The sequence below is a fragment of the Parabacteroides sp. D25 genome (assembly GCF_000307475.1).
In the GTDB taxonomy this organism is placed as follows: domain Bacteria; phylum Bacteroidota; class Bacteroidia; order Bacteroidales; family Tannerellaceae; genus Parabacteroides; species Parabacteroides distasonis.
Window position 1 is genome coordinate 117,511 of the sequence record NZ_JH976502.1, and the last position, 13,515, is coordinate 131,025.

Consider the following 13,515-nt stretch of genomic DNA (forward strand, 5'->3'; position numbering starts at 1 on the left):
AAAAAGCAGGTATATGTTATACGGACACGGTGATGATTTTTATAACGCAAAGAACGAGGTAAAGATAAACTTTAGCTCGAATGTGTGGCACGGAGCTAATTTAGATAAACTGAAGGAACATTTGATCGAGCATTTTGATAAGCTGACTCGTTATCCGGAGCCGGACGCCGCTACTTTGAAAAGATTGTTGGCCCGCCGGTATGAGATCAAGGAAGAGAATATTGTAGTGACGAATGGCTCGATCACGGCTTTTTATTTGTTAGCGCAAGCTTGGCGAGGTGCGAAATCCATGATCGCTATTCCTTCTTTCTCTGAATATGAGGACGCTTGCCGTTTGCATGAGCATGAGATCTCTTTCTTCCCGACATCGGACGATTTATCAGAGTTATCCTTGGAGGGACAGGATTTCTGTTGGATTTGTAATCCGAATAATCCGGATGGAAAGCTGATCCACCGTACGGAGCTTCTCCGTTTGATCTCGGCGAATCCGCAGACTACCTTCATTATTGATCAGGCATACGTGGCTTTTACGACGGAAGACATGCTAAAGCCGAGTGACGTGAAAACGCATAAGAACTTAATCCTTGTCCAGTCTATCTCGAAGGCTTATAATATCCCCGGCTTGCGTATCGGTTATCTGGTCGCTTCTCCGGAGATCGCGGAGAAAGTGAACAAGTATATCATACCTTGGTCGGTAAATGCTATCGCTATCGAGGCAAGTAAATATATCTTGATCCATCCGGCGCAATTTACGTTGCCGATCCGTAAATGGCAGCGTGAGACTGCGGATTTTATTTATCAATTAAGTAAATTGGATGGCTTGGAGGTAATTCCGACCTCTACGACTTTCTTCCTTGTCCGTTTGAAGAAGGGCACGGCCGCTGATTTAAAGCAATTCCTTTTAGATAATTACGGAATCTTGATCCGTGACGCTTCGAATTTCCGGGGCTTGGATGAGACTTATCTACGGCTCTCTACCCAGAAGTCTGATGAGAACCAGATCTTACTTGAAGGGGTGAAGGTTTGGTTGGAGCAACAATAAATTGAGGACGAGAAACTTCCGGAGGTATGTGGGTATTTCCGGAAGTTTTTGTTAAAATAGCCAACCAATGAACAGGGGCAAGTAGTCTTTCAACTCTGTCTTTAATATTTCAATCGCCTTATTTTTATATCTTTCTACTGTCCGTATGGATATTTGCATATCCTCCGCGATCTCGCCGTAACTCTTATTCTCAAAGCGATTCTTCTCGAATACATATCGATAGTTTTCAGGTAATTTAGCAAGTGCCTCTCGAAGTAGGGTTTGTAATTCTTCCCAAGTATAAAGCTCCTCGCCACTTTCCGCATAGATAGGGATTTGCTCTTGAGAGAACTGGTCTACATATTCTTCGTGATTGCGTTGCAGATAGTTGAGACTGTGGTTCTTGGTAGCTGTGATGAGATAATTGCGCGCGGAAGTTCTTATTACGATGCGTTTACGATTTTCCCAGATGGAGGAAAAAACTTCCTGTACGATATCTTCTCTCGTTTCCCGGTCAGAGATAAAACGTTTGGTATATATGCAAAGAGCCGGATAATATAACTCAAATAAACGTTGGAAGGAGAGCTTATTATCCTCGGTCGTGATTTGCCGTAAAAGGAAATCGATATCAGTCATTGTTGGATTTCTTTCCATAATGGGACAAATGTATATATTTTTAGAATATATTCCCCTTTGTTTCACAAGCTAAAATCCTTGCTTTTTGTGCAATTGGTGAGGAGGGCCCACACATATATACGTGTTGGGCAATACCTGCTTAGGTGATTTCCTTGCTTTATTGTGGGGTACAAGAGGAAGAAAAATATAAAAAAAGTCGTTTTGCTGTCGTGTTTTTGTTTTGACTGTGTCTATATAGAAAAAGACAATCATATATGCGAGAAAGCGGAGACGAAAAAAGTACATTACGGCAGATTGAGAAGATTAAAGCTCTGTCTGAGGATATGCTAGAATACCAAGCGATAGATGTGCATAAGGCTTGGCAAAGCATGGAACGTCGTGCTAAGCGGAAAGCCTCTATGAGGATGTTTTCGTTGTTTTTTACCCGTGCCGCAGCTATTCTTGTAGTACCGTTGCTCATATCCTCGTTATTTTTTTCTTATTTATATTATACCACAGGTAGGAATGTTAAGACGGGGGCATCTGTGGTTTTTGCGGAGATTAGTTCCATGCCTGGTACAATTACCCGTTTGGTGTTACCTGATCAATCTGTTGTTTGGTTGAATGCCGGCAGCCGCTTGGTTTATCCATCGGTCTTTGATGAGAAAGAACGTAAAGTTCAGCTCTTTGGTGAGGGCTATTTTGAAGTTGAAGCCGATCCGGAACATCCTTTTAGTGTGTCTACCTCTGAGGGATTGCGGGTAATAGCGTATGGAACGAAGTTCAATGTGAATGCCTATGACGATGAACCTTTTATCGAGGCTGTGCTGGAAAAAGGAAAGATCGATGTTATCCGGAACGATGAACGGATCCGCTTGGAACCGAACAAACAGGTCGTGCTTAATAAGGAAAGCGGTGTGTTCCGTGTTTCTGCTGTCAATTTGGATGAGAAGATGGATTGGAGAAAGGGGCGGATGGTATTTCGAAATACTCCTTTAGAGAAGGTACTAAAGCGACTGGAAAAACGATATAATGTGGAGATCGTACTGCATAAGAACTCGAATGCGGAGTATAAATACCGTGCGACTTTCACAAATGAGACCTTGGAGCAAATATTGGATTATCTAAAACAGACTGCCCCTATTGAATGGTCTGCCCGACAACTTTCCTCTCATTCGGATTCCACGTTTGTCCGGCAGAGGATAGATGTTTATCAACGATAAAAAATCATTTCAAAATAAATTTTGTGTAATCACTAAATCTACATGCTTATGAGTGCATTTCATTTACGTAAGAGGAATCTTACTCGGTATTTACCTCAATCGAATCGTATCTTAAATCTTGGTACGGCATTTACATTCTTGACTGCCTTCCAGTTATATGCAGGTACCTCTTATTCACAGACAACAACACTTTCCTTGTCGTTGAAAAACGCTACGTTGGAGCAAGCGATCGATCGGATAGAGGAGGAAACGGGTTATTCATTCTTGTATGCGGATCATGTTTTGGATGTGAGCCGTGTTGTTAATTTAGAGGCCAATAATAAGGATATTAATTTGGTTTTATCCCGGGTCTTCGATAACATGAATGTCGATTACAAGATTGTGGATAAGCAGATTATCTTATCGCATAAATTAGAATCTATTCCTTTGGCGCAGCAACAAGGACATACGGTACAAGGAGTCGTATTGGATTCGAACCAAGAACCGGTAATTGGCGCAAATGTATTGGTGAAAGGAACGACTGTTGGTACGATTACAGATATTGATGGGCGTTTCACGCTGGAAGTTCCGGATAATGCTGTATTGGTTGTTTCTTATATTGGTTATTTATCAAAGGAATTAGTACCCGGATCAAAGACAGATTTGACTATTTCGTTGAAAGAGGACTCACAAAACTTGGATGAGGTTGTGGTCGTAGGTTATGGTGTATCCCGTAAAAAAGATCTTACAGGCGCGGTTTCGGTCTTGAAGATCGATGATTTGAAAGATACACCGGTTTCTAGCGTAGACCAAATGATGCAGGGCAAGCTCTCAGGAGTGAACGTGATGCCGGATAATATGCCGGGTGGAGGAGTTGCGGTGCGTATTCGCGGTTTCAGTACGATCCGTAACAATGATCCGCTTTATATCATTGATGGTATTCCTGTGGATGGTGGTATCAATTTCTTGAATCCAAACGATATCGAATCTATGCAGGTGTTGAAGGATGCTTCCTCTGCCTCTATCTATGGAGCTCGTGCCGCTAATGGTGTCGTTATCATCAATACAAAAAGAGGAAAAGAGGGTGAATTTAATGTCAATTTAGATGCTTACTTTGGTGTACAAAAAGCGGCGAAACAATTGAGGATGTTGAATGCGCAACAGTTTGGCGATATGTTGTGGCAGGCAATGAAAAATGATGGAAAAACTCCTTCGCATGATATCTACGGAAATGGTGATCAGGCAGTTGTTCCTGAATATTTGGATAGTGATCATTTAATCCCTTCTGATGACGTGGATTGGGTCGATGAGATTTTACGTGCGGCCGTAGTACAGTCTTATAATCTCTCTTTTACGAAAGCGGATAAAAAATCTAATCAATTATTCTCGTTGGGATACTATGATCAGCAGGGATTGGTTAAGTTTAGCGATTTTAAGCGTGTGAGTGGTCGTTTTAATTCCGAGTATAAATTGTTTGATGATCATTTCCGTATAGGAGAAAATATCTCTCTTTCTCATTCTTGGGGAACTAGTGTCTCTAACAATGCCGCCTTGGGAGGAACTTTGTATGAGGCTTATAAATTCCAGTCTATCACGCCCGTGAAAAATCTGGAAGATGAGTATGCCGGAAATGTATTCTCGGATATTCCGAATCCTATGGGTAAATTGTATAGGAACAAGGATAATCAAGATAAGAAGAGCCGTTTGGTAGGTAATTTGTATGCCGAGTTGCATTTGTTCGATGGGCTTATGTTTAAGACCTCTTTTGGTGTTGATTACAATAATCTGTATAGACGTTCTTTCAGTCCAAAATATGATGAGTTGAATGCCTCGGAGAAATTAAGTAGTTTATCCAACCGAAATGCTTGGAATTTTAACTGGGTATTCACGAATACCTTGACTTATAATAAGACATTTGGCGACCATACGATCAATGCCTTATTAGGTATGGAGTCTTTGAGAAATAGATATGAGTATTTTACAGCTTCAAGAGACGGTTTTCCGTCAGACGATCCTAACTTCCGTTTTTTAGATGCGGGAGATGTAGGAACCCAGAAGAACTCGGGTGCTGCTACGGAGTATAGTATGGTCTCTTATTTCGGTAAGCTCGATTATAATTATCATGATCGGTATTTGGTGGCGTTTACTTTGCGTCGGGATGGTTCATCTCGTTTAGGTAATAACAAATGGGGTAATTTCCCTGCGGCATCAGTTGGATGGCGCATTAGTAATGAGCCGTTTTTTGATGTTGAGGCAATTAGTAATTTGAAAGTACGCGTTGGTTGGGGACAGAATGGAAACTCGGATGTTCCGTCGTATGCGACGATTGACTCATATAAGAGTAATTCTACGAACTCGAATTACCCGATTGATGGAAATCAAAGTGGTGTAGATCTAGGATTGGTGCAGACTCGAAACGGAAACGTTAATTTGAAATGGGAGACAACCACACAAACGAATGTCGGTGTGGATTTGGGTTTTTTGAATGGTGACTTGAATTTGACTTTGGACTATTTTAATAAAGATACCAAGGACTTATTGTGGCGTAGAGCCTTACCTGCCTCGATCGGGGGAACAAATATGACTGTTTGGGATAATGTAGGTAAGATGAACAACAAAGGTTTTGAGATGGAGATAAATTATCAAAAGCAAATCAATCAGGATTTTGGTTTCTCTGTCGCATATAACTTCTCTGTTATCAAGAATAAAATGACCGAACTGAATGGGGTGGATTATATAGGTCTTTCCAGTAGTGAACTTCACGGACGTAATTTCGATCAAGAGACTTCTCGTTCAGCGGTAGGACAACCGATCGGATCCTTCTTCGTGTATGAGGCTGATGGTCTGTTCCAAAGCGATGCGGAGATCCAAAACTATAAGAATGATAGAGGTGAGTTATTACAACCGAATGCGAAACCGGGTGATATTCGCTTCAAGGATTTGAATGGAGATGGCGTTATCAATAGTGATGACCGCGATTTCAAGGGAAATCCGTTGCCTGATTGTAGCATGGGGTTGACGTTGGGTTTCAATTATAAAAACTTTGATGTTAGTGCCTTCTTCCAAGGTGTATTTGGTAATGAGGTCTATAATTTGACGAATTATTTGGGTGAGTTTTATAACCAGGCTCAATATAATAAAAATTCTACGATCTTGGATGCTTGGCGTCCGGATAATACGGATACGGATATACCTCGTGTCACATTGGATGATCCGAATAATAATATTCGTCCTTCTACCTATTATATCCATAATGCCTCTTTTGTCCGTTTAAAGAACTTAAAGGTGGGGTATACACTACCGGATAAAGTAGCATCTAAGTTGAAGTTGAAACGTACGTATATTTATTTGCAAGGACAGAACTTGTTTACCATAACGGGATATGAAGGTATTGATCCGGAGGTTGGTTTGCAGAGTTATTCTTCTGAGAATCGTAATTTGGATATGGGGGTGGATCGTGGAGTGTATCCATTACCAAGAACATTTACTTTAGGGGTTAACGTTAGTTTTTAACATAAAAAGAGATATATACAATGAAAAAGATATTTTATTTTGCGGCATCAGCGTTGATGATGTGTTCTTGTGCGGACTCATTCCTTTCTGAGGAGCCTGTGGGTGAGTTCTTGCCCGGACAGGTAGAGAGTGAGGAAAATATAGAGGGTATCGTGACCGGTGCATATGCTGTGTTGGATGGGTATTATGCCTCTGATGCGATTAATTCCGGTTGCTCAAACTGGCAGTTCGGGGATGTTGTCTCTGACGATGCGTATAAAGGTGGCGGCGGTACCGGTGACCAGAACCAAATCCATTTGATGGAGATCTTTAATGCGAATCCCACAGGGATTGACTTTGAAGCTCGATGGGCTGCTCTTTATGAGGGAATAAAACGTTGTAACCAAGCGATTCGTTTATTGAATGGTAGTGAGGTTAAAAACAAGGAACAGCGTTTAGCTGAGATGCGCTTTTTGAGGGGGCATTATTATTTCAACTTAAAAATCATTTATAATCAGATTCCTTGGATCGATGAAACGTTGGTGGATCCAAATGAATACAATAAGAAATCGAATATCGAGTTTTCATCCGATCAATTGTGGGAGAAGATTTTAGAAGAGTTCTCTGCTGCTTATAAAGTATTGCCGGAGAGCCAAGCGGATTATGGCCGGCCTACTAAAATGGCAGCTAGAGCTTATATGGCAAAGGTTTATTTATATCAGTCCAAGTGGAAAGAATGTTTGGAAGCTTGTGATGAGGTGATTCAATCTGGAAAATATGAGCTATTCCCTGATTTCCGGAATGTGTTCTTGCCTGAAAATGATAATTGCTCGGAGATTATCTTTGCGATCCAGCTGTCCATTAATGATGGTTCTCCCAATAATGAGAACGGAAGTTATGGCGATCGCTTGTTGCCTCCGGGAGGTCCTTATCCTGTATATGGCTTTTTGCGGCCGACTCAAAATTTGGTAAATGCTTATAAAACGGATGTTAAAGGCTTGCCTTATAATGATGGTAAAGATGTGTCAGAGAATGACTATGTAGATGTTCGTTTGGATCATACATTAGCTAGACCAAATATACCGTTTATGGATGTACAATTGTATGATTGGACTCCTAGAGAGGCTAGTGTGTATGGCCCGTATAGCCCGAAGAAGCGTTTGGTTTCATTGAATTCTACTTATTATTCGCCGATATGGCCTTATGTGAATGCTTTGAATTTCTATGTGATTCGTTATGCGGATTTGTTATTGTGGAGAGCTGAGGCTGCTATTGAGACAGGTGATTTAGAGACTGGGCGTAAGTATATCAATATGATTAGAGAGCGTGCGAAAAATACTCAGCATGTCAAGACAATGGATCAATCACAAGATGCTGCTAATTATAAGGTAGGGGTTTATGATGAGCCTTTTAAATCAAAAAATGAAGCCGTGCAAGCGTTACGTATGGAGAGACGTTTGGAGATGGCGCATGAGGGAATTCGTTTCTTTGATTTGGTGCGTTGGGGTGTCGCGGATGAAGTTATCAACGCTTATATCGCCAAAGAGAAAGTGTTCCGTTCCCACTTGCAAAATGCTCATTTCGTAAAAGGTAAGCATGAGTATTTCCCGATACCTCAGTCTATGATTGATATTTGTGGTACGGAAGTAATGAAACAGAATCCGGGTTATTGATAAATTAAATGAAAGAAAAGGCGGTGTGTCAAATAGTTTAATATCCATTTGATGCACCGCTTTTTCACGATGTAATAAAAAATATGAAGCAGCTAGGAGTTATTTTATATCTATTGTGTTTGACTACCTGTTATGAGTTATGGGCAACCCCTCATAATGTCGCTTATCAAGCTAAAGTTTCCTGTTCGTCTGCCTTGAGCCAAGAGCAGGAAGGTAAGTATGTGATAGATCAGGTGATTCGTATTTCCGGAAAGGGAGAATGGGTAGCCAAGACAAAATTGGATGCGCGTGGTCGGGTGTATCCGTATCCTTGGATACAATTAGATTGGGATCATGCGATTTATACGAATAAGGTTATTTTATACGATCGGGTGGATGAGCGAAGCCATTGTGCTGCGGGTACCTTGTTCTTTAGTGACGGTAGTTCGGTAACGGTTAATTTGATTCCCAATGATGGAGCGCCAAGGGTGGTTGAATTTGATACTCGGAAGACGGAATGGATTCGTTTTCAAATGACGGATGGAGAAGGACAAGATTTAGGGCTGTCTGAGATAGAGGTGTATCCTGCTCCTGAGTCTTATCCGGATTATATCTCTTGGGTGAATCCTTATGTCGAGACCGCTAAAGGTCGATATTTTTTCTTTGTGACCGGAAGTTTGCCTTTCGGTATGATAAGTTCCGCTCCATTAACCCGCAATATCAATCAAGGAGGAGGAGGTTATAATTATAATTCTACTAAGGTTTTAGGCTTCCCTCAAATTCATAATTGGATGATTTCAGGATTGTCTTTGATGCCGGTGAAAGATGAGGTAGATGTTTGCAGAGGAGATAAGGTTTGGCGTTCTTCTTTTTCTCATGATGATGAGATTGTCCAACCTGGTTATCACCGTTTGTTCTTGGATACTTATAAAATATGGGTAGAACAGACGGTTACGGATAGGGTAGGACTTTATCGTTTTACGTATACGCAAGATGGTTTGGCGAAGGTCTTGGTAAATCTGGGAGGTCATATAGCTACTTCTACTTTGTTGAACGCTCATGTGACAAAGGTGAATGATACAGAGATCTCCGGATATTTTGATACGGCTGGTCGTGTATGGGGAGGTGTCGATGTGGCTAAAGTTTATTTTGTTGTTCAATTTGATAAACCTATGGATGCTTTGAACGGTTGGGTTGGAGATAGAAAGGAAACGGATATCAATAGTTTGATAGGTTCTCCAGAATTAATTACCGTGCCTAAGTCTTCTTTTAAACAATCTCCTTCTTCTGGCGTAGAAGCTTGTTTTGGATCTTTTAAGGCTGGTGATGAGCTGTTGTTGAAGACCGCTATCTCTTATGTGAGTGAGGAAAATGCCCGTGAGAATATAGAGCGGGAATGTAAACATTGGGATTTTGATCAAGTTAAGAGTGCGTCCGAGCGTATTTGGAATGAGTGGTTGGGAAAAATTGATGTGCAAGGTGGTTCTTTTCAGCAAAAGACCAAGTTTTATACCGATTTGTGGCACGTATTGTTGGGGCGTCATAAGATAGATGATAGCAATGGCGAGTATCCGGATTATTTGTCCGGAGGAGAACGTATTGGAAAACAAACAAGGATACATACGATTGCTCCTAAATTCCAAGTACGGACTTTGCCTAAAGATAAAACAGGAAAATCAAGGTTTCATATGTATAATTCAGATGCTATATGGTTGACACAGTGGAATTTAAACACGTTGTGGGGACTGGCGTATCCTTCTGTTTTAGACGAGTTTTCCGCTTCTTTTATCGAATATGACAAGAATGGAGGTCTATTACCTCGTGGGCCGTCCATAGGGTCTTATACTTATATTATGACGGGCTGTCCGGCTACCTCCTTGATTACTTCCGCTTATCAGCGGGGGGTGTTTCATAAATGGTTGCCCAAGGAGGGATATGCGGCTATGAAAAGGAATCATGAGAAAGGTGGTATGCTTGCCTTTGATATGGATAAAGAGTTGGAGTTCTATATTAAACATGGATATTGCCCAGAAGAGGCTGGCTTGACTATTCAATGGGCCTTTGAGGATTGGGCTTTGGGAGAAATGGCGAAAGCTATGGGAAAACTCAAGGATTATAATTATTATAGAAATCGTTCCTTGGGCTGGCCTGCGTCTTGGCATCCGGATTTGAGGTTGATGATGCCTAGAAAAGAAACAGGAGAGTGGGTCCATTTGGATCCTTTGTCCGAGCGTGGGTTTGTACAAGCCAATGCTTGGCAGGCTACTTTTGGATTATCTCATGACATTGAAACATTGGCTCGTTTGATGGGAGGTAATGACAGCTTAGCTACTCAATTGAATTATGTGTTTGAGATGTCGAAAAATGCAAGATTCCTGTCTAGTTATGTTAGTTATGCCACTCAACCTGGTTGCTCGAATGCGCACGTTTTCTCACATGTAGGAAAGCCTTGGCTGACTCAATATTGGGTGCGTCAGGTCGCTAAACAGACCTATGGTGATATTACGCCAGAGCGAGGCTACGGCGAAAATGATGAAGATCAAGGACAGATGGCTGGAATAAGTGCACTGATGGCTATGGGATTATTCAGTTTGGATGGAGGCTCTGCCTATAATCCGATGTATGATATTACAAGCCCTGTTTTCAATGAGATTACGATTCGATTGGATTCTCGGTATTATAAAGGGAACGAGTTTAAGATTAAAGTACATGATAACTCCCCAGAGAATTGTTATATCCAGAAAGCTTCTTTGAACGGAGAGATGTATCATAAATATCAATTGCCGCATACCGTATTTGAGCAAGGTGGCCTTTTGGAATTATGGCTTGGCGATAAACCAAACAAGGAATGGGGAACTCAATAACGATTTGGGCATATCTCTCAATTTGTGTGATGATTCAAAAAAAGGATGTGCGTAACAATGAGGCACATCCTTTTTCATTTCCTTTTAAATCTAAGTAGCGTGTATTATTCTACTCGTTTGTTGATTACGATATGACCAAAATAGCCAAGGAGAACCAATCCCAGACCTGTAAGTAGAATACTATTTGTCATACCTCCGGTGAAAAACGGTACAGCCAAAACTGCCGCACCAATAATGAGTACGATCACTCCTAGATTTTTAATTAACTCATTCATGGTTATAGATATTTTATAATTATTTTCTTTTCTACCGCAAATAAAGCAATAATAACCCGATCGTGAAAATATTTTCGGAGAAAAATAATGAAACGATTGAAATTAGCTTCTATATTTGTGTTATAATATAGTTACGTATGGGAAGAATACTTTACATAGTTTATTTGTGGCTGTTTTTTGTACCTGTATTTCTGGTACTGACTATACTTACGGCTGTGACGGTTATCATCGGTTGTCTATTGGGGGGAGAGAAAATCTTCGCTTATTATCCGGGTATGATCTGGTCTCGATTGACTTGCTATCTGGCGCTTTGTCCGGTGACGGTAAAAGGGCGTGAGCATATAGACCGGAAACAATCGTATGTTTTCGTAGCTAATCATCAAGGCGCGTTTGATATTTTCTTGATATATGGTTTCTTAGGCGTTCCCATTAAGTGGGTGATGAAGGCGGGTATCGCTAAGATTCCGTTTGTCGGGGCTGCTTGCCGTGCCGCCGGTTTTATCTTTGTCGATAATTCTACGCCGAAGGCCGCCGCTCGTAGTGTTTTGGAGGCGGAGCGTTGTCTTCGAAACGGGGCTTCCGTGGTTGTTTTTCCGGAAGGTTCGCGTACGTATGACGGGAAAATGATCCGTTTCAAGAAAGGGGCTTATCAAATGGCTCTGGATCAGCATTTGCCTATTATTCCGATCACCTTAAACGGGCCGTTTGATGTCTTGCCGATCGGGTCGTTGAATGTCCATCGTCATCGGATGGAGATGGTGATCCATCCGGCGGTTTCTACCGAGAATATAGACACTTCCCACAAAGGAATGCAAGCGTTCGCTGATCAGACTCAAGAAATCATAGCATCTGCCTTGTGGGAAGAATATAAATAATTTAGGTTATTATTTCCAGCTTTTCAAGATGCCACGTTTCGCTACTTTCAGGCTGAATCCGAAGTTATCGCCGAACATGGAACCGGCATCAGCTGCCAAAGACCCTGTAAATTCCCATCCCGATAAACGGGGATGTTGATAAGAGATATCTAAAAGTCCGGAAGCTCCTCTTTTCTTGCTAAGGAAAGGGGTGGCATGTCTACCCCAACTATTCATCACGGTGACTAATACCCGATAAGATACTTGTGAGGAGATAGAGCCTTCCGCACCGAAATGCCAGTCACGAACACGGTTGTTCTTGAATCCTAATGAACCGTTCTCGTTATACTCCGGACTTGGGATCAGAGGAGAACCTATCGCCCGGTTAAAATAAGAGGCTCCGGTAGTGTATTCTCCGTTGTTATAATAATCATCACCACCGCCACCTACGCCGGGATGTAGGTCGTGATCAAAATCGATGAAGTGGAACTGTCCGCTTTGGTCTCTTGTAACCAGATACTCCACGACCACCTTACGCAACCACGGGAATTTTGGTAAATCCAATTGCCCTCCCCATAATCCGTCGGTATTGTTTACGAATATCATACCGGATTTATCCTCGAAGAAATGTTGGTAATAGGCGGATACTTGCCAGTTAGGTTGTGTAAAAGCCAATTTGAAATCGTAAGAGCCATAATGATTACCCAGTACGTTGATTTGATCGGAGACTGTTGCGTCGCCACCCCCTTCGCTGCCGCAAATAACCCGGATAAGGTCCTTGATGGATTGAGGCTGCTTTCCGATCTTAGGATTGGTTGAGGTTCCTCCCCATTGTGCCCAATGCTGTACTCCGATTACACCGGATAACGGGAAGTCATTGCGTGTATCCTTAATCTGTACAAATAATGATTTATGATGCCATAAAACGTTATCTACATAAGTCTGCTTATTGTTTGTGAAGTTAGCCAGATAATCCTTGTCGAAAGAACGACCGACGGCAAAGTCTCCTTTGACTTGCATCCAGCCTTTCGTTAAAGGAACGACGGTAAATTCCGGAATGCTGATGTTCACTTCCGGTATCGGGCGGGCATTGGCGGATTGCACGATATCGCCCGAGCTAAGCCAACGATCCCAAAGTGAATTATAGCGTTCCTTGCTTCCTACACTCAATAGCAAGCATTTGTAACCTAACTCGGCATATATTTGTTGGATAAAGAAATTGCGATGACGAGGAACTGCGGCCACTACGTCTAATCCGGCTCCCCAGCGAAAACCTTTGCCAAAAGTTTGATTATGGAATACTCCCGCATTCAAATATCCGTTATTCGCTTCCAAAGGAACAATTCCGTATCGATTGCTAACCATCCAGAAAGGGGTATTGTCGCCACTAGCTACCGATCCGAATATTTCGGCCTTGTAGGTAGTCGCTTCCGGAGTTGTCTCTTCTTCTTGAGCGAAACTAGCCGTTGCCATCCCCAGACAAGTCAGACCTATAAAAATTGATCGCACTGATTTCATGTATATATAAATGTTTTGTCTG

9 protein-coding genes are annotated in these 13,515 nt (G+C 41.8%); 6 read left to right on the forward strand and 3 right to left on the reverse strand.

Features of this window, described 5'->3' with window-relative positions:
* The first annotated feature begins 13 nt into the window (after window positions 1-13).
* Window positions 14-1,042 carry a pyridoxal phosphate-dependent aminotransferase gene (locus tag HMPREF0999_RS07395; RefSeq protein ID WP_008779949.1) on the forward strand — a complete coding sequence of 343 codons (1,029 nt, stop codon included), beginning with the start codon at window positions 14-16 and terminating at the stop codon, window positions 1,040-1,042.
* Between the two features lie 51 nt (window positions 1,043-1,093).
* Here HMPREF0999_RS07395 and HMPREF0999_RS07400 read toward each other — a convergent pair whose 3' ends face one another.
* Entirely contained in the window at window positions 1,094-1,675 is a 582-nt protein-coding gene (locus HMPREF0999_RS07400) for an RNA polymerase sigma-70 factor (protein WP_008779950.1), read from the reverse strand.
* 236 nt (window positions 1,676-1,911) lie between these two features.
* Between HMPREF0999_RS07400 and HMPREF0999_RS07405 the strand changes: the two genes are divergently transcribed.
* The 4 genes from HMPREF0999_RS07405 to HMPREF0999_RS07420 all read left to right on the forward strand — a co-directional run bounded on the left by HMPREF0999_RS07405 (window position 1,912) and on the right by HMPREF0999_RS07420 (window position 10,846).
* Window positions 1,912-2,859, forward strand: a complete 948-nt coding sequence (locus tag HMPREF0999_RS07405; protein WP_005854048.1) for a FecR family protein — start codon at window positions 1,912-1,914, stop codon at window positions 2,857-2,859.
* Between the two features lie 42 nt (window positions 2,860-2,901).
* Complete coding sequence (locus HMPREF0999_RS07410) at window positions 2,902-6,351, forward strand: TonB-dependent receptor (protein WP_010184122.1); 3,450 nt, start codon at window positions 2,902-2,904, stop codon at window positions 6,349-6,351.
* A 20-nt stretch (window positions 6,352-6,371) separates the two neighbouring features.
* Window positions 6,372-8,003, forward strand: a complete 1,632-nt coding sequence (locus HMPREF0999_RS07415) for a RagB/SusD family nutrient uptake outer membrane protein (RefSeq protein WP_008779952.1) — start codon at window positions 6,372-6,374, stop codon at window positions 8,001-8,003.
* An 83-nt stretch (window positions 8,004-8,086) separates the two neighbouring features.
* Window positions 8,087-10,846 (forward strand): GH92 family glycosyl hydrolase, encoded by a 2,760-nt coding sequence (locus tag HMPREF0999_RS07420; RefSeq protein WP_009275577.1) that lies wholly within the window; start codon window positions 8,087-8,089, stop codon window positions 10,844-10,846.
* A gap of 104 nt (window positions 10,847-10,950) precedes the next feature.
* On the opposite strand, the gene HMPREF0999_RS22655 is transcribed toward HMPREF0999_RS07420, so the two are convergent.
* Window positions 10,951-11,121: a hypothetical protein gene (locus HMPREF0999_RS22655; protein ID WP_005854067.1), complete on the reverse strand. Its 171-nt coding sequence runs from the start codon at window positions 11,119-11,121 to the stop codon at window positions 10,951-10,953.
* A 137-nt stretch (window positions 11,122-11,258) separates the two neighbouring features.
* Between HMPREF0999_RS22655 and HMPREF0999_RS07425 the strand changes: the two genes are divergently transcribed.
* Window positions 11,259-11,996 (forward strand): lysophospholipid acyltransferase family protein, encoded by a 738-nt coding sequence (locus HMPREF0999_RS07425; RefSeq protein ID WP_005854069.1) that lies wholly within the window; start codon window positions 11,259-11,261, stop codon window positions 11,994-11,996.
* A 9-nt stretch (window positions 11,997-12,005) separates the two neighbouring features.
* Here HMPREF0999_RS07425 and HMPREF0999_RS07430 read toward each other — a convergent pair whose 3' ends face one another.
* Window positions 12,006-13,493 (reverse strand): capsule assembly Wzi family protein, encoded by a 1,488-nt coding sequence (locus HMPREF0999_RS07430; protein WP_005854071.1) that lies wholly within the window; start codon window positions 13,491-13,493, stop codon window positions 12,006-12,008.
* Window positions 13,494-13,515 lie beyond the last annotated feature (22 nt).